This window comes from Silvanigrella aquatica (assembly GCF_001907975.1).
Classification (GTDB): domain Bacteria; phylum Bdellovibrionota_B; class Oligoflexia; order Silvanigrellales; family Silvanigrellaceae; genus Silvanigrella; species Silvanigrella aquatica.
Genome location: NZ_CP017834.1, coordinates 2,200,276 through 2,217,032 on the forward strand (window position 1 = coordinate 2,200,276; position 16,757 = coordinate 2,217,032).

Below are 16,757 nucleotides of genomic sequence, written 5' to 3' on the forward strand. Positions count from 1 at the left end.
TTTTTACTCTTTTTGACATAAAAATTTAAACTCAGAATTCAATAAACTAATATTATCTTTAAATTGAAAAGCACTAGAAAATATTTCATCGAACAATTGATCATGCGCATATTTTTCACTTAATTTCTCAATTTTTTTGTATTCAATTAAGGCATCTAAATAAATTTTTTCGTAGAGATATGACAATTCTTGAATGGTAAAACTTTTTCGAATAACGAGAAACTTCAATAAATCACTGTTTGTTTTATTCATTGATTTAAATATACTTCTAACAATGGGCTCATATTCTAAAGGGACATCTAATACCCGAATTTTAATTGAAATTCCAACAATGGATTCTAAAAATCTCTCAGTTAAGTTTGCCACTATAAATAAAGAAAACAATTGATTTCTATGATGCAATCTTTCCTTTTGTCTATAAAAATCGATTTCTGTCATCATCAAACGTAAACTTTGAATGCGTGAAAAAATTTTTTCTCTTCTTTTAGTAAGTAACTTAATAGATTTTGGCGATTTATTAAAAGTATATATTTCAACAGTGTCGATGTAAAAAACCAACTCACGCAAAATAGATTTAATTTCAAACAAACATTCTTTACGTAACCTCGGCCTCAAAAAAATAGCACAAATAAAAAAAGTAATAGTTAAAGCAACGGTATTCATACAAACATCGACAGCAACATCATGGACTGTTTTAATTGACAAAATGGAATACATAGGTATCAAATAAATCCATAATGAATATGCTGAAGAAATGTTATAATACATAAAAATATATATAAAAAAAGTCAGTATAAAAATATATATACAAATCAAAACAAAAGATTTTGAGTAGGGATAAGCAAAAATAACAGCTGAAGTTGAGATAAAATAAGCTAAAAATAAATTAATTTCGAAACGCCAATAATGGGAACGGGTACAGGCTTGCGATAAGCCAAGCACAGAAACTCCCATAAACATCATACGATTGTCTTGCACAAAAAAATAAATAATGGCAACGGATAATAAGGCAAGACAGGTTCTCACCCCTTGCATAAAAGAGCGATAATCTCTTTCCCAAACAAGCAAACACTGTTGGTACAAAGAATTATTATTCATCAAGTTGTGTTAACCACTCCATGATCATTTTCATTTCACGACCCGTGATAAAATCTTTTGCATAAGCGACATCAAATAAATCTGTCGTCTTAAATAAACTTTTACATACTAAATTTTTTGAAAAAAAAGCCTCATTGGATTTTTTTAAATTATGATTGGAAATACTTATGGCAACCATAGATTTTACATATTCTGATTTTAAATGTTCCGCTGCTTGTAAGAGACTTCCGCCTGTTGTGATCATATCATCAACCACAAAAACCAAAGCATTGGAAGGCATAGTGCCTTCAATAATAGAATTTAAACCATGATCTTTAGGCTTGCTTCTAACATAGACAAAACCCGCATTAAAATATTCCGCAAGGGCATAGGCAGGCGCTATACCTGCTGTTGCTGTTCCTGCAAAAACAAGGTTGGGACTGTCGAGCATGGAAGAAAATTCTATTTTCAACATTTCAGCCCATTTGCTAATCACTTTTTTACGAAGAGTCGGATGCGAAAAAATTTTACGATGGTCTATATAAACAGGAGATTCTTTCCCACTTGCTAATTTAAACATAGGGTTCGTACTGATTTGCAAGACTTTCGCTTCAAAAAACCCGCGCACAATTTCGTGGGTTTCAGAATCAAGAATCATGAGAAGGATCCTCCAATCGTTTATCAAAAGGGACTTGAAGCGCTTGAGCTATTTCCGAGGCTAAATTTAAGTTCCACATCATGCCTGTTGCGGCTTGCACCACATCGGCTCCTGCTTGCAAATAGGCTTGAAACTCCTTGGCACTCACCACACCTCCCACGCCCACAATTCCCATTTCCTTTTTTTGAATTCCGAGTTTTGTTCTTGTTTCTGCAATTAATGATACCATAGATAGCCCTTGCTCAAATATTAAAGAGCCACAAATCCCGCCAGATAAGGATCCACCCAGAGCCATTTGACCCTCTGGATTTCGGATATTTGCGGAAACCGTATTGATAGCACTAATGGCATCGAGAAAACCTACAGATTCAGAAAGAAACATGTTTGTTTCTTTAGCTGACAAAACTCCAATTTTGGCGACGAGTTTTATATTGGCATTGAGCTCATTTAAAACCCGACGAGCGCATTTTACCGACTCAATTGCGCTTGGCAAGTCTTTATAAAGTGGAGAGTGAACTTCATTAGGACAACTTAAATTCATTTCTATTATTGAAAAACCAGTATTATTAAGACATTCTGCAGATAATTTTACGACTTTTTCAATATCATTATAAAATGCTATTTTTGTTTCTTTAGTTGTTAAGTTATTTTCTCGAGAAGCCTGAAAACTAAGAACAACATTATATCCAGGCATATCATTCCAAGTTTTTAAAGATTGAAAATCGGCATTCCATCTATCTTCAGATTGGCTTGGTACACCAAATGAATTTGAAATGGAGATTTTCTTATTTAAATAATCCTCTTTTTTAAAAGGAATTCCAATGACTTCATTATTTATTTCAGCAAAAAGAGAAGAGCTATCTGCGTGAATTGCTAAAATATTAGGCCATTTATTACATGGCCATACACGGGATCTAACTGTTTTATATACAGGCAAACAAAATCCAGCATGAAGTGCGGCCTTCACATAAGAAGAATTTAACAGCGGACCTGCCGCAACTCCAAATGGAATATGTAGTGGAATTCCTAAAAATTCATAACGTGGTTTTTCTTTATAAATTATTTTGGGAAATTTATTTTCAACAAGAAATCTAGCGTCAGGCCCCTTGATATAATTTTCTTCATAACTTGCGCTAGCGTTATACATATGAGTCAAGCCCCAATACTTTTAATCCATTTGTAGTTGCTACTTTAACCAACTCATCCATTTCATAAAAATGAGTTGATTCTAACAAAACACGCAATTCTGTTAACATACATCCATCTGCGTAAGGTTTATAAATATCGCAAATATTATCTGATCCCAATGCAACCATGATACCTGCAGGAATCATTTCATCAATGGGAGTGACAGAGTTGTGCGTCGGAGATAAAACTTCAGTACGTCTGCTATCAATCCAAGCCGTAGGACACGCCACAAAACTTAATCCTGCATCGACACACAATTTAAAAAGTTCTTCACGATATTTTTTGGGATGTGCTGCTATGGAAATACCATGAACGGCTGTTACTTTTCCTTCTAAACCCCACTGTATGACTTTACGAGCAAGCAACTCTGTTTCTTTTTCTTTTGCCGTGTTTAATTGATCGACATGAATATGAACTCTTTTATTTGTTTCTTTAGCTGCTTTTAATAAAATATCAATATGCTCTGCTTCATTTCCTGCATCAGCACCAGGCAAGCCACCAATAATATCGACATGCTCCAATGATTTTTCAAACCAATGCCGAGCCTCTTTATTTACAACTCCTTTTAATGTTTGACATGCAAGAAGAAAACGCATTTTTAAGTTTTTGGATGCATATTCTTGAGCACGTTTTGCCGCTGCAATAGCACGATCTCCTGCCACAGGATCGCAATCAATAAAGGATAAGCAGTGGCGCACCCCTTGCTGATTTTGCATTCTTAAAGCCGCTGTAATATGTTGAAAATAGATTTCTTCAGATGCTTGGCATTTAAATTTATCAACTAACTTCCATTTTTCTTGGAGTTGACTATTGATATTCCCTTGCGTATTAGAAAAATCTTCTAATGAAACAGAATAGGCACGGTCAAAATGCGCGTGCGCATTTACAAAACCACCTTGGCCTTGAATTAAATTAGAAATTTTTGATAAGGGATTCCACATGAGCTAAACTCCTCTTAAAGCAATGCGGGTTTGATATTAGAATCTGTTACTTTAGAAAAACCTGCTTTAGATGATTTTGCCATTTTTTCTACCGTCACTTTAAATACTTCATAATCGGTAATAAGTTGAACTTCATTTTTTACGCTCCAACTTCTAATCTGTTTTCCATCAATTTCTTCACTTATTTGCTTTGATGGAGTTGGAACATTTACAACGAGATCAAAACGATTTTGTTTTAAAAGATCTATTAAATTCGGTTTATGACTTTCTTCATTTGCTTTGTGAACCAAAATACTTTTCACACCACATTTTGCGAGATAAGCATGTGTTCCCTTAGTTGCAAATAATAAAAACCCTTGTTTATGTAAATTTGCAATTAAGGGTGCGAATTTTTCTTTGTTTTCATCACCACCTACAGAAACAAGCGCGTAACGCTCTTTTTCTTGAGAAAGACGCATTTGCATTGTGTAAATTTCTGTAAATCCGGCAGATGCATTTTGATTAAACGCATTACTCTTCATAAATGTGGCTAATTTTTCATCAAAAATACTATTTGGCGTTTCAACAGCCACAACATCAGCACGACCTTTAAATAACTTAACAGTGACAAGTCCTGTTACTTTTTCATTTATTTTTTCGATAAAGGCATTTAAATCATCCATTAAAGGTTCGTGCCATAGCGCGCCATAGCAAAGATAACCCCATTTTTGATCCACCAAAAGTTTAAACTCGTTTTCCTGACGTGTGCAGACAAACTTCTCGAGTGTTTCATGGGCACGAATAATCGCATGAGCTGCGGGAGACTCATAGACACCTCTTACTTTTAATCCTACAACCCTGTCTTCTAAATGATGAGTTACACCCACACCATGAAGTGCCGCGACCTTATTCAGTTTCAGAATAAGCGTTGGCAAGTCCATATCTTCCCCATCTAATTGAACGGGAATTCCTCTTAAAAATCCAATTTTAATAAGTTGTGAGTCATTTTGTGTGTTTTCAATGGTTTTACAGACTTGTAAGATGGCAGGAAGATTAGGAATGAGAGATGGATTTTCAATTTCTCCACCCTCTGCTGAAACACCCCACATATTGTCGTCATAACTATAGGGAGAATCCTTAGTTTGTTTCACCGGAATTTTATGAATGCGCGCATACTCGAGCTCTTCATCTCGACCCATGCCCCATTCTCTAACGGGCGCAATGATTTTCATTTCAGGCGCTAGGGTCAAGACGGTGCCTTCAATGCGCACCTGATCGTTACCTTTACCTGTGCAACCATGCGCAATACAATCACAATTTTCTTCGCGCGCAATGTCCACTGCAATTTTTGCCAAAAGAGGGCGCCCTAAAGGAGTGGCTAAATGATAGTCTCCTTGATAACGCGCATTTGCTTTAATTCCTTTTGCTAAATAGTGATAAGCAAATTCTTTTTTAGCATCGATAACATATGCTTTTTTAGCACCTAAATTTAACGCTTTTTGACGAATTTCTTCTAAATTATCAGCTTGTTGTCCTATATCTATGGTTAATGCAATAACCTCGGCATGGTAGTATTCTTGAATCCATTTCAACATGACAGATGTGTCAAGACCACCTGAATACAAAAGAACAACTTTACGAATTTCTCCTTTACGCCCTTCATACGATGCTACTTTAATATAATCTGTCATTTAAAACTCCTTTTTAATGTAAAACTTTTCTATATTTTAAGTAAAGAAAAAAATTAAGCCAAAAAAAAAGCCCCGCAATGCGGAGCTTTAAATAAAAATATCAGATTCTTCTAACCGAAAGAGCTATTTTAAGTCGCAAAATATCAATTCGCATTTTTAAACCTTTAGCAAGAAAATCTCAAAAAATCGTCCGTGAGTACTTATAAGATTTTAAAATTCGTGTCAACGAAAAGCTTTCAAAATTGGAAGAATTCTTTAAAAAAATTTATAATTACATGATATTAAATATCTTTCGTCAAGCCCTTGGCAAATTGAGAATTATTATCCATATCAATTTTATTTAGTTAAAAGAGATTTCATATGATAATAAAATATATTCACTATAAAAATCATTTTTTACAGAAGTTTGGTTTTTGTTTAAGCCGTTCATAAAAAGGAGATCCCTATGTTGCCGAAAAAAGTTGCTCTTTTTCTTGCTACTGTGCTCTATTTTTCAAATGCCCATGCGGCAGATGGTGCCAAATTATATAGCGAAGCCTGCGCAAGTTGCCATGGTGACAAAATGGATGGCAATGGGCCTATTGGAGCTGCTTTAAAACCCAAACCAAAAAGTTTAAAGGGATATACAGTGGCACAGCTCATCCAAGTCATGAAAACAGCAAAAAAAATAGATGGTGATAAAGGGGAAATTGCCTTAATGGTCGGCATCAAATCACAATTAAAGAATGATGAAGAAAGAAAAGCTGTAGCCGATTACATTGTTTCTAAATTAAAATAAGTAACAGTTATTTTTTACTTATTATATATTATTCTCTTATTTTGAAATTATTAATTTTTAAAATTGCTTTATTTATTTTATTTAATTCAAAATCAGTTATTTTTTTAGAACAGATCATATATCGTTTCTCTCCAAATTTAACATCTAATAATTTACTTTTTTTTAAATTAATTACATCACGTGTTCCGTTATTTAAAAGGTAAGTTGCTTCTTCTTCAGTCATTAGCATATAATCAGAATGATTATATGCTATTTTTTTATCATACTTTCTTGATCAGTACTAGATTGCTCTACATTATTATTATTTTTTTTTAATAATTCATCTATATATTTTCCATATGATAATCCAACTTTAGTTAATAAAATTAATTTTTTATTCATAAGTAAATTTTGCAATTTTAATGGCTCATTAAAATTATTATCATCTTTTCTAAAAATAATAACTGTACCTTTTTCTTGATATAAAGGTATGGAAATTTTTGCAATTTTTTCTCTTTCACTATTTTTATAATTGGCGGCCAAACATATTTTTTCTTTATTTTCAACAATCATATTTAAACCTCTTTGCAAAGGAATATTGATCATTGAGAACGGCATGCCAGATAACTTTTCAATTTTAATGAGAATCTTATCTAAAATACCGTCTTTTTCATTTGTATGATATGGAGGCCTTATCTGATAAACAACTGAAATAGTTTCAGAATTTGCACATATCTGATATAATAATAGAATAAAAAAAATAGTTACATTTTTTATCAATGAAATTTCATCCTTTCTTATGGAATGGATGCATTGTAAAGTAGTTAAAAGTAATATTTATTTTTTATACAAAGCATCACTCTGGAATAACAGCCAAGCTAGAACCAAATTGATCTCCATCATACAATGTAATCCCATCTGCAGATAAAGAATCTTTGTTTTTACCACCCAATAACTCAACACAATTTTTTCCATTTAAATCGCATCTATAAACGGCACCTGTTCTTTCCCCTGAGATATTTTTTCTTCCCATGGCACCAATGAATAAGTAATCATCTGTTAAAGTAACACTTGATCCTAAATAATCATTTACAGATAATGCCAGCGCAGTCACACTCTCTTTGTTTTCACCACCTACAATTTCAACGCAATTTGTCCCTTCAATACTACACTTAAATACAGTTCCAATATCAAAAAGAGCGGGATCGGTTCGAGGTATTCCATTTCTACCTAAAGCCCCAACAAAAATATTTGACGCATTTCCAGTTATACTTGCTCCAAAGCTATCATTGGTAATGAGTTTTAAATATAAAGCATCAATAATCTCACATTTTTTGAATGATAAGTCACATTTAAGCAAACGTCCATTCCCTTCATTTTTATGAAAAGCACCAATAAATAAATGATTTTTTGTCGCAAAAATGGAAGATCCTATTGCATCATTTTCTTTAAACATATTATTTTTTTCACTGAATTTATTTTTACCTGCGAAAATTTCACTACAGAATTTTTCTGATAAACCACATTCAAATATAGCACCTAATTCATCTTTCGTTTTTGAGTCTCTCCCCATGCATCCAACATACATTCTGTCTTTCATGACTATCAAACTTGATCCAAAATTATCGGTAGGGTACAAGTCAATGTTTTTTTCTTCGTTTTTATTAAAACCGACCTGCCCACCTATAAATTCAAAACAATCTTTACCATTTAAATTGCATTTAAAAATAGCACCAATATCTTCTTTAAAATTGGCGGCAGATATACTTCCTGCATCGGCTGCTTTTTTATTATTTCGACCCATAGATCCGATATAAATATTTGATTTAGAAACTGCAATACCTGATCCAAAATTATCTGCTTGATACAATGTCACTTGTTTATAATGTACATCACTGGGATCATCAAATTTTTTATTGCCACCTAAAAATTCTTCACAGTTTTTTCCGTCTAAATTGCATTTAAAAACAGCTCCCTTCCCAAATCTTCCTTTCGCCCCAATTAAAAGTGAAGCTCCTGAGCTTTTTGAATTTACATTGGAGCCATCTTTTATTTCAGAAGTAGCTGAGGTTTTCTGTTCTAAATTTTCTTCTTCTCCATAAATTTTACTTGTTTCTAAAATATTTAAAAAAGACAAATTAGCCAATAAAAATCCAAATGTTGATAACTTCAAAATGGAACTTGAATGTTTACTTTTCATCCTCAACCTCTCCTAAAGTGACAAGAGCTCCTAACAAGACAATTCGAATTGATTTTTTATGTATTATAACTATCTGTTTTTTAATGTTTATTTGCAAAGTTAAAGCGCCAAAAGCTTCACACATACAAAGCCGTTATATAAATGTCAGAATGATTAAAAAAATGTATATTATTATTAAGAATATACATAATTGTTTTAAGGAAACAAGACATAAGGAACATTTCCAAATGATAAAGAAATTTATTATTTCCTCATTGATTTTCTTATTCTTTATGGGATGCAAAACAATAGCAAATAATGCTCCCGCAACAGAGAACTCTAAGGAAACAAAGGCAGAAGCTCCTACCGCTAAAACTCCAGAAGTAGAACAAAAACCAGTTTATGATGATGTTATAAAATATGAAATTAATGAAGATTACATTACAGACGATGAATATCCTGCTCGAATCGAAAAAGAAGGAATTAGTGCTCTCGTTTTTCATTATACCGCACAAAATTTTAAAAAATCTCTTCGCTCACTCACAACAGGAGGGAACAGCTCTCATTGGCTGGTCCCCACAGACGGTAAGACAATTTATAAAATTGTCAGCGAGGACAGAAGAGCGCGTCATGCAGGATCAAGTTTATGGAAGAGTAGAAAAAACGTCAATGTTATTTCAATTGGAGTGGAGGTTGTTAATTTAGGTTTTAAATGCAATAATTTCAGAAAATACTGCAAAAAAGACTATTTAACTTGGCTAGAGTTTCCTGAAAAACAACAAAAACTAATTGTTTCTTTAGCTAAAGAAATTCAACATAAATATAATATTGATCCTCTTTGTATTGTAGGGCATTCCGATATTGCTGTAGATAGAAAACTCGATCCAGGACCCATTTTTCCTTGGAAAAAATTAGCTGAAAATGGTGTTGGTGCCTGGGTTTATGACAATGAAATTCAGCAACAAGTTGACAATGTAAATGCAAATATTAAAGATAAAATCTCGAGGTTACTCATACAAATTAAACTTTATGAATTTGGTTTTGACATAAAAAGAGATAATGGATCTAATAAATACATACAAAATAAAATCGCACAATATGGCTACAGTTTTAAAAAAACACCAATTGCAGATCTTGTTTCTTTAAATCAGGTAAATAAATATGGGAATAAAAATCCAAAAAATAAAATTTTTGACGAAAAAAAAACGGACTTTGCCATTCAATCCTTTTTAATGCACTATATGCCTGAGGTTTATTTAAGCGAAGTCAGCGATGATGAGTATACTAGTAATGATGATAAACACGACAGAGAGCATTCACCAGATAGCAAGAACGATCAAGCTGCAAAAAACAAAGCACAATTTAAATTTAATATTGATAATACAAGATTGTTTGCAGCACTTCAAGCTTTACTTGTAAAATACCCAAATAAAGCAAGAAGTTCTTGCGGCTTATATTAATTAAATATCCTACTCCATCCCAAAAAGCATTTCTGAATATTTGGGATAAGGCCACAAGTCATGAGGGACTAAACCTTCCAAAGTATCTACTGCTTCACGTAAATTTTGAAGTTTTAACATAAAATGAGTCGATATTATATGACTTGTATTACCAATATTATGATGCTCAAGAGCATCGCCATCACTGATTTTTTCAAGCTGTGTTTTCAGTGTTTCCAAAGTACTGACAACATGACTTACCGCATCACTAAAAGTTTCAACAACTTTTTTTGCTGGTGAAGGAAGATTTAAATCCGAAGCCATTTTTACATTTTTCAATAATAATTTGAGATAAGAAAAGCACACAGGAAGAACTTGAGTTTGAGCCATTTCAATTGCACAATTCACTTCTATTAAACACTGTTTAACGTAACGCTCTTGTTGAATAGCAAGACGACTTAATATATCATCATCGTTAAACACACCTGCCTTTACTAAAAATTGAGTTTTTTCTTTATTTGATAATACCGACAGAGCTTCAGGTGTGTTGGCAAAATTTGATAAACCTCTTTGCAAAGCCTCATCACGCCATTCGTGCGAATAACCATTACCTTCAAAACGGATTTTTTTTGTTTCTTTAATTACATGTCGCAATATCATAAGAAGATCATTTGAGCTGACTGTGCCATTATGTGCTTTAGCTTCTAATTTTTTATTTAATTTTGCAAGTCCATCGCACACTGCTGCATTAAGTATTGCAGTAGGATAATTAATGGAGCCACTGGAGCCAACAGCACGAAATTCAAATTTATTTCCTGTAAAAGCAAAAGGAGAAGTACGATTACGATCGGTATTGTCTTTGGCGACATTTTGAATATGGGAAAGACCCAAATCAATCATAATCTTTTCCGCATTTATTTTATCATTATTTCCAGTTTCAATAGCATTTAATATTTTGTCTAAAGTGTTACCTAAAAATATAGAGATTATGGCAGGAGGGGCTTCATTGGCTCCTAATCTATGATCGTTTCCAGCCGATGCTACAGAAGCTCGTAACACTTCGGAGTTATCAAGAATTCCTTGTAAAATTCCACATAGGAAAGTTAAAAATACTAAATTTTCATGAGGAGTTGCTCCTGGATCAAGTAAATTTCGTCCAGAGGAATCAGTCATAGACCAATTGACATGCTTGCCACTGCCATTCACACCTGCAAAAGGTTTTTCGTGCAACAAGGCAACTAAACCATGTTTTAAGGCTATACTTTTTAAATATTTCATAACAAGTTGATTGTGATCGGCAGCAATATTTGAACTTTCATATATAGGAGCAATTTCAAATTGTCCAGGAGCCACTTCATTATGCCTTGTTTTTACAGGCACACCAAGTTTATAAAGCTCCACTTCCAATTCATTAAAAAAAGCCTGCACACGACTTGGAATATGTGCAAAATAATGATCTTCTAATTCTTGTCCCTTAGGAGATTTGCGTCCAAAAACACTACGCCCAGAAAGAGAAAGATCAATTCTTTTCATAGCCTGTTTTTTATCGATAATAAAAAACTCTTGCTCAGGCCCTACCGAAGTTGTAACATGGGTTACTTTTTTTTCACCTATAAGATGTAATGTTTTTATAGCTTCAATTGAAAGCGTATTATTAGAACGTAACAAAGGCGTTTTAAAATCCAGAGCTTCTCCATGATAACTAATAAATACAGATGGAATGTAAAGTGTTTTTCCATTTTCTGTTTCCACAATAAACATAGGACTTGAAGGATCCCAACCGGTATAACCTCTTGCTTCAAAAGTGGAGCGTATACCACCAGAAGGAAAACTAGAGGCATCAGGTTCACTCTGCAACAACTCAGGTCCTGTAAACCTTTCAATAGGATTCCCTTCTTTATCAAACCATAAAAAGGCATCATGTTTTTCAGCTGTGGCACCTGTCTGAGGTTGAAACCAATGGCAATAATGGGTAGCACCTTTTTCCATAGCCCATTCCCGCGCGGCTGCGGCCACCCTCTCCGCCAAAGAGGAGTCTATTTTCCCGCCAATTTTCATTACTTTTTTCATAATTTCAAGATCATGTGCTGATAATCTTTTGGCCATTGCACGTAAATCAAAAACATTTGAACCAAAATATTCAGCAATACGAGATTGCCTACCCTCCGCATTTTGAGGACGTTGAATTTTTCGTATCGTAACTGCAGAATAAGAAAATAAATCAGACATGTGATGTGACTCCATAATGCAATTGAAAATCCTATATTTATTAATTTTAAAAATTTAATGAATATATTTTTTTAATGCCTCTCTGTCTTGAGATTTTGAAAATGAATAAAACTATAAACAGCATGACATCAAACATTATTAGCACAAATTGTATAAAATCAAAAGGAATTTATGAATTTTTTGAAGAATAACGCATCCAAAAGAATATGGGAACACGTGAAGGAAATAGAACTATAAATATAAAGGAAAGAATACCACCTAATAATAAGGATTCCGAAAGTGCGGCACAGATTTTTGTTTTTTCAGAAACACGAACCGTTTTATCTTTGGCATTTTGAATAGAAATACCGAATAGCCATCGACCTAAAGTCGACCCTTCAAATCCTAAGATCGTATATTGAAATAAAAAAACCATGAGAGCCATAAAAACCCAAACTTGTAAAGAAAATAAAAATGTATATATAAAATTTATATCTAAAGTTACATTAGAAAAATATTTGGCTATTGCTGGAGAAATTTCAAAAAAACCTTTAGGTATAAAAACATAATTTACGCATAAAGAAATAATTAAAAAACAAAATCCCAGTAATGCATCTACAGTCCATGCTAAAAATGCAAAAAAAGGATGAACATAATATTTTGTATTTTTTTCATGAGTATTATTTTCTTCAATATTATTTAAATTATGAACTGTATTTGATTTTGAAATTATTTCTTCAGAAGCTGTTACATTGGGAGTAACAATTGCATTCTTTATAATAATATTTTCTGATATAGTTGAATTATCATCAATTTTATTATTTACATTTTCTGAATAATCTAAATTTTGTTTTTCTTGCTTAATTTTAAGACTGATTCTTTGTTGAATAACATCCCCACCAAAACCAAAACCAATGTGAAGTGGTTTTATTTGAGATTTTGAAGGTGATATATAATTCTCTAAAAAGAAACTCATAAAACTTCCTCAAGAAAAAGATTTAAAACTGTTGTTCTTATATTTTCTTCTGTGATACTGCCAAAACGTTCTGTCCAAACATTTATCGGAAAAATAGCTTTCGCCATGGTGCGGTGACCACCCCCATTTCCCGAACCACTGATAATTCTTCTAACAACATCACCAGCATTTTTTACATACCCCACGTTACGGACACTCATCACAATGTTTTCTTGATAAATCCCAGCACAAACAACCCATTCTATACCTTCAAATTGTAACATAAAGTCGGCAACTTGAGGAATGAGATCTTCCCTAACAACAGAACCTAGATAACTGACTAATAATTTGTCTTGGGAAGCCATTGTTAAAAGAGCATGTGCTAAAACGGGCGCAAAGCGCATAGGTATTTCTGGTTTTTCCATGCGCCGTAATAAATTATAATTAATATCTGGATATAAGGAAACAAAGGCATATAAATCAGCATCGATCACTTCTCGATTTAAATGCAAAGTATCTGCTTTAATTCCATAAAGTAACGCAGTGGCTAATCTTTGCCCAATATTTACAGCTCCTGCGCGTAAATATTCGGTCATAATTGTTGATGTGGCACCATATTTTGAACGAATATCGCAGTAAGCAGCAGAAGAATAATTTCCAACCATGGGATGATGATCAATAATAACATCGACACGAGAGAGGGGTACTGTAAAATGACCAGGCTGAGTATCAAGTAAGGCAATTTTGTCATAAAGGGAAAGATCTTCAGGTTTGATGGTAATCACTTCAAGATCAAGTAGTTGCATCATAGCAATATTCTCGGGTCTCGTGACTCTTCCAAAACTCAAAAAGGGCGTAGACGCTTTGTTACGTCCGAGAAGACATCTTAACGCCAATGCCGAGGCGAGGGCATCGGGATCAGGATCGGGCTGAAGTAATAAACCAATTTTCTCGCCCTTACCTAAGATATCTCGAATCTCTTTAACGCGATGGGTGCTTTCAATATGCCGTAGCTCCGCACTGATAGGCCGGCTTAACAGCTCCGTCCACGAAAGGACAAGCTCCCGATCGTTTTCCACAAGCTTTCGAGGAACAACTCCTGGATGCCCTACTTGAAAAGACAAAATGCGCGATTCGGGCAGTTCCTCAAGGATAAGCTCCCGGACGTTTAAGTATTTTTCATTATCTTTTAGTGACATTACAACACATATAGGATCGTAAGCGCGCCACTGCGCAAAAAAAGAAGCTTTGGTAATATCACCTTTGACGAGGATATGATCCTTTTCAGTGGCATCTTCGCAGGCTTCTAAAAGAGAAGTTTGCAATTGATTTTGCTTATTTGGCACCCAAACCTTAATATCCATACTTTTTTGAATATGTACCAAAGTTGAGGTTAATTCGGGATCATCACAAATTACCAAAAAAAGTCCGCGCTTGAAATCCATCTAAAACACCTTACTAATTGATTTTATTAAACTTATAAAACCAAAAAACTTGAAAAATATCCTTGCAAGACGGGCTATGCTACAATATTTTACCAATAAGTTTGTGAGAGGAAAAATACCGTTGCATTTTCCACTCTACACTATATTGCATAATATCTGTTGGATCAGATAATTTGCTGAGGTTCACACAATAAGCAGAACTCATTGAGGACATAAGATGACAGAAATACTTGGTTTTAACAACCTTACCAAAGCTTTAAGCTTCAATCTTTACGACTTCGCAGTAGCTCTCAACGATGAGGAAAGAGCTTCCTATATTCGTTATATTGACGAAAAATACTCCGCAAGACAGATTGAATCTCAGCTTATCCGCATCGCAGAAATTATTGATGCCGAAGTATTGAACGTAAGTTCAAAAGATTTCGACCCTTATGGCGCAAGTGTCGTTTTGCTCATGAGTGACATGAAAGGAGACCAAGCAACGAAAGAAGCAAACATGCATTCTTCTGTAAATAAGTCCTCCAATCTCATGGCTCAATCTACCGTTTCTATCCATTTAGACAAGAGCCATATCTGTGCCCACACCTATCCTGACAGTCTCGATCCCTCGGGCGTTTGTAGTTTCCGCGTAGATATCGACATTGCAACTTGCGGCAGCATTTCACCTCTATATGCTCTGGACTTTATGTTTAAGGCTTTTGAAACCGATGTGGTCTGTGTCGATTACGTTGTACGCGGTTTTGCACGTAACAAGCGTAACGAAAAAATATTTATGGATCATGAGATGAACAGTATTACTCAATATGTCTCTCCCTTAATTTTAAGAGATTATGATACGAATGACATAAACTCTCCAGAGCATCATACCTATCAAACCATCTTCAGTCGTAAAGAACTTGATGAGAGTTGTTACTTTAGAAATCCGCGCACCGTTCCTGCCAATGTGGCATCGGAAAAAATGGCACTCATTCGTAAAGAAATGGACTCCATTGCGCGCTTTAAAAAGTAACGAATAAAGTAGTCATCTTTAAGTTTGTAAAAAAAAAGTGCATTTTTAAAAAATGCACTTTTTTTTATTTTTACAATTTATTTAAAAATAAAAAAGAATTACACAAGCTATTTCATTAAATTATTTTTAAATGCAATATTGCATTTATCAAATAAATAGTGCACGATAAAAAAATAATTATTTATAGTTTTCTCAAAGTCCTAGAACTGCACAATAGTTTTGAAAAGTTAAATAATGGAGTTGATATATGAAGTTTCCATTTCATTCCCAATCCTCTGGTACTATTTTTGTAGTTGCAGCATTGTTAACTTGGGGTATTAATCCTATTTATTTTAAATCTGTGCAAAATGTTTCTTCGGGCGAAATTTTATGCCATCGTATTATCTGGGCGGTCGTTTTTTTATTATTTTTTGTTTTTTTTAAAAAAGAATTTAATAAAATCTTAGAAATTTTTTACTCCCCTCGTAAATTACTCACGTTAGCTCTGACAGCAGTGCTGATTTCATCAAACTGGATCACATTTATTTGGGCTATCTTAAATAATCATCTTATGGAAGCAAGCTTTGGCTATTTCATTTCACCTCTTTTTAATATTTTATTAGGTCTCATATTTTTGAAAGAGAAACTCAATACGACTCAAAAGGTTTCACTAATCATTACATTTGCTGCTATTGTAAATCAGTTTACACAAATTCATTTTACCGGTTTAACACCATTTGTGCCTATTATAATTGCAGGATCATTTGGATTCTATACATTGCTCCGCAAACAAATAAATGTAGAATCAATTCATGGATTTACTGTTGAAGCTCTCTTATTATTTCCACTGGCAATGAGCTACATTGTTTATTTAGCACATAAAAAAGAAATGATTTTTGGAAGCTCATTTGAAATAAGTACCTTACTTATATTTGCAGGAATATTAACTTCAATTCCCACAATTTTATACGTAGCAGGTTCTAAACTTCTCACTTTATCAAAGGTAGGATTCTTACAATATATCTGTCCTACTGCTCAATTTATTATTGCCGTATTTATTTTCAATGAGAAAATTAACTCTCATAGTTTATTAACATTTGGATTAATTTGGACAGCACTTATTTTATACATTTCTAATTGCATATGGTGTTTACATAAAAATAGATCTATTATAAGAGGAAGAACATATTCAAAGATGAAAACTTAACATTTTGATTCTTTGCTAAAAATTTTATGTAGACGGGAATTTAAA

The 16,757-nt window shown here is 33.5% G+C and carries 15 protein-coding genes; 4 read left to right on the forward strand and 11 right to left on the reverse strand.

The window, feature by feature from the left end; translation table 11 throughout:
* Window positions 1–3 precede the first annotated feature (3 nt).
* The 5 genes from AXG55_RS09220 to AXG55_RS09240 are packed head-to-tail and all read right to left on the reverse strand — an operon-like array spanning window position 4 to window position 5,534.
* On the reverse strand, window positions 4–1,101 hold the full coding sequence (locus AXG55_RS09220) for a hypothetical protein (RefSeq protein ID WP_148697835.1): 1,098 nt from the start codon (window positions 1,099–1,101) through the stop codon (window positions 4–6).
* A complete protein-coding gene (locus AXG55_RS09225; RefSeq protein WP_148697836.1) occupies window positions 1,091–1,735 on the reverse strand; it encodes an orotate phosphoribosyltransferase in 645 nt (214 codons plus the stop codon). The genes AXG55_RS09220 and AXG55_RS09225 overlap by 11 nt, the downstream gene beginning before the upstream one ends.
* Window positions 1,725–2,882 carry a beta/alpha barrel domain-containing protein gene (locus AXG55_RS09230; RefSeq protein ID WP_148697837.1) on the reverse strand — a complete coding sequence of 386 codons (1,158 nt, stop codon included), beginning with the start codon at window positions 2,880–2,882 and terminating at the stop codon, window positions 1,725–1,727. Before AXG55_RS09230 ends, AXG55_RS09225 begins: the two co-directional genes overlap by 11 nt.
* Complete coding sequence (locus AXG55_RS09235; protein ID WP_148697838.1) at window positions 2,875–3,864, reverse strand: amidohydrolase family protein; 990 nt, start codon at window positions 3,862–3,864, stop codon at window positions 2,875–2,877. The genes AXG55_RS09230 and AXG55_RS09235 overlap by 8 nt, the downstream gene beginning before the upstream one ends.
* 14 nt (window positions 3,865–3,878) lie before the next feature.
* Complete coding sequence (locus AXG55_RS09240) at window positions 3,879–5,534, reverse strand: argininosuccinate synthase (protein ID WP_148697839.1); 1,656 nt, start codon at window positions 5,532–5,534, stop codon at window positions 3,879–3,881.
* A gap of 445 nt (window positions 5,535–5,979) precedes the next feature.
* Between AXG55_RS09240 and AXG55_RS09245 the strand changes: the two genes are divergently transcribed.
* Complete coding sequence (locus tag AXG55_RS09245; protein ID WP_148697840.1) at window positions 5,980–6,312, forward strand: c-type cytochrome; 333 nt, start codon at window positions 5,980–5,982, stop codon at window positions 6,310–6,312.
* Between the two features lie 28 nt (window positions 6,313–6,340).
* On the opposite strand, the gene AXG55_RS09250 is transcribed toward AXG55_RS09245, so the two are convergent.
* The 3 genes from AXG55_RS09250 to AXG55_RS09260 form a co-directional block, all read right to left on the reverse strand.
* The gene (locus AXG55_RS09250) at window positions 6,341–6,535 is read right to left on the reverse strand and encodes a hypothetical protein (RefSeq protein WP_148697841.1); all 195 of its coding nucleotides are present in this window, start codon (window positions 6,533–6,535) and stop codon (window positions 6,341–6,343) included.
* 26 nt (window positions 6,536–6,561) lie between these two features.
* Window positions 6,562–7,071: a hypothetical protein gene (locus tag AXG55_RS09255; protein ID WP_148697842.1), complete on the reverse strand. Its 510-nt coding sequence runs from the start codon at window positions 7,069–7,071 to the stop codon at window positions 6,562–6,564.
* Window positions 7,072–7,147: 76 nt separating this feature from the next.
* Window positions 7,148–8,491, reverse strand: coding sequence for a hypothetical protein (locus AXG55_RS09260; protein ID WP_148697843.1), 1,344 nt, complete (start codon window positions 8,489–8,491; stop codon window positions 7,148–7,150).
* Window positions 8,492–8,718: 227 nt separating this feature from the next.
* On the opposite strand from AXG55_RS09260, the gene AXG55_RS14860 reads away from it, so the two are divergent.
* Complete coding sequence (locus AXG55_RS14860) at window positions 8,719–9,930, forward strand: N-acetylmuramoyl-L-alanine amidase (RefSeq protein ID WP_233231110.1); 1,212 nt, start codon at window positions 8,719–8,721, stop codon at window positions 9,928–9,930.
* A 9-nt stretch (window positions 9,931–9,939) separates the two neighbouring features.
* On the opposite strand, the gene AXG55_RS09270 is transcribed toward AXG55_RS14860, so the two are convergent.
* The 3 genes from AXG55_RS09270 to AXG55_RS09280 all read right to left on the reverse strand — a co-directional run bounded on the left by AXG55_RS09270 (window position 9,940) and on the right by AXG55_RS09280 (window position 14,517).
* Entirely contained in the window at window positions 9,940–12,138 is a 2,199-nt protein-coding gene (locus AXG55_RS09270; RefSeq protein WP_148697844.1) for a glutamine synthetase III family protein, read from the reverse strand.
* 169 nt (window positions 12,139–12,307) lie between these two features.
* Window positions 12,308–13,093 carry an RDD family protein gene (locus AXG55_RS09275; protein WP_148697845.1) on the reverse strand — a complete coding sequence of 262 codons (786 nt, stop codon included), beginning with the start codon at window positions 13,091–13,093 and terminating at the stop codon, window positions 12,308–12,310.
* Complete coding sequence (locus AXG55_RS09280; RefSeq protein ID WP_148697846.1) at window positions 13,090–14,517, reverse strand: DHH family phosphoesterase; 1,428 nt, start codon at window positions 14,515–14,517, stop codon at window positions 13,090–13,092. The genes AXG55_RS09275 and AXG55_RS09280 overlap by 4 nt, the downstream gene beginning before the upstream one ends.
* A gap of 217 nt (window positions 14,518–14,734) precedes the next feature.
* Between AXG55_RS09280 and AXG55_RS09285 the strand changes: the two genes are divergently transcribed.
* Window positions 14,735–15,526, forward strand: coding sequence for an S-adenosylmethionine decarboxylase (locus AXG55_RS09285; protein WP_148697847.1), 792 nt, complete (start codon window positions 14,735–14,737; stop codon window positions 15,524–15,526).
* 247 nt (window positions 15,527–15,773) lie between these two features.
* Window positions 15,774–16,712, forward strand: coding sequence for an EamA family transporter RarD (gene rarD, locus AXG55_RS09290; protein WP_148697848.1), 939 nt, complete (start codon window positions 15,774–15,776; stop codon window positions 16,710–16,712).
* The last annotated feature ends 45 nt before the right edge of the window (window positions 16,713–16,757 follow it).

Bases quoted from the DNA above. Each gene is read 5' to 3' on its own strand.
- AXG55_RS09225 (WP_148697836.1), bottom strand. From the start codon at position 1,735: ATGATTCTTGATTCTGAAACCCACGAAATTGTGCGCGGGTTTTTTGAA.
- AXG55_RS09275 (WP_148697845.1), bottom strand. From the start codon at position 13,093: ATGAGTTTCTTTTTAGAGAATTATATATCACCTTCAAAATCTCAAATA.
- AXG55_RS09280 (WP_148697846.1), bottom strand. From the start codon at position 14,517: ATGGATTTCAAGCGCGGACTTTTTTTGGTAATTTGTGATGATCCCGAA.
- AXG55_RS09250 (WP_148697841.1), bottom strand. From the start codon at position 6,535: ATGACTGAAGAAGAAGCAACTTACCTTTTAAATAACGGAACACGTGAT.
- AXG55_RS14860 (WP_233231110.1), top strand. From the start codon at position 8,719: ATGATAAAGAAATTTATTATTTCCTCATTGATTTTCTTATTCTTTATG.
- AXG55_RS09260 (WP_148697843.1), bottom strand. From the start codon at position 8,491: ATGAAAAGTAAACATTCAAGTTCCATTTTGAAGTTATCAACATTTGGA.
- AXG55_RS09270 (WP_148697844.1), bottom strand. From the start codon at position 12,138: ATGTCTGATTTATTTTCTTATTCTGCAGTTACGATACGAAAAATTCAA.
- AXG55_RS09230 (WP_148697837.1), bottom strand. From the start codon at position 2,882: ATGTATAACGCTAGCGCAAGTTATGAAGAAAATTATATCAAGGGGCCT.
- AXG55_RS09285 (WP_148697847.1), top strand. From the start codon at position 14,735: ATGACAGAAATACTTGGTTTTAACAACCTTACCAAAGCTTTAAGCTTC.
- AXG55_RS09245 (WP_148697840.1), top strand. From the start codon at position 5,980: ATGTTGCCGAAAAAAGTTGCTCTTTTTCTTGCTACTGTGCTCTATTTT.
- AXG55_RS09235 (WP_148697838.1), bottom strand. From the start codon at position 3,864: ATGTGGAATCCCTTATCAAAAATTTCTAATTTAATTCAAGGCCAAGGT.
- AXG55_RS09240 (WP_148697839.1), bottom strand. From the start codon at position 5,534: ATGACAGATTATATTAAAGTAGCATCGTATGAAGGGCGTAAAGGAGAA.
- rarD (WP_148697848.1), top strand. From the start codon at position 15,774: ATGAAGTTTCCATTTCATTCCCAATCCTCTGGTACTATTTTTGTAGTT.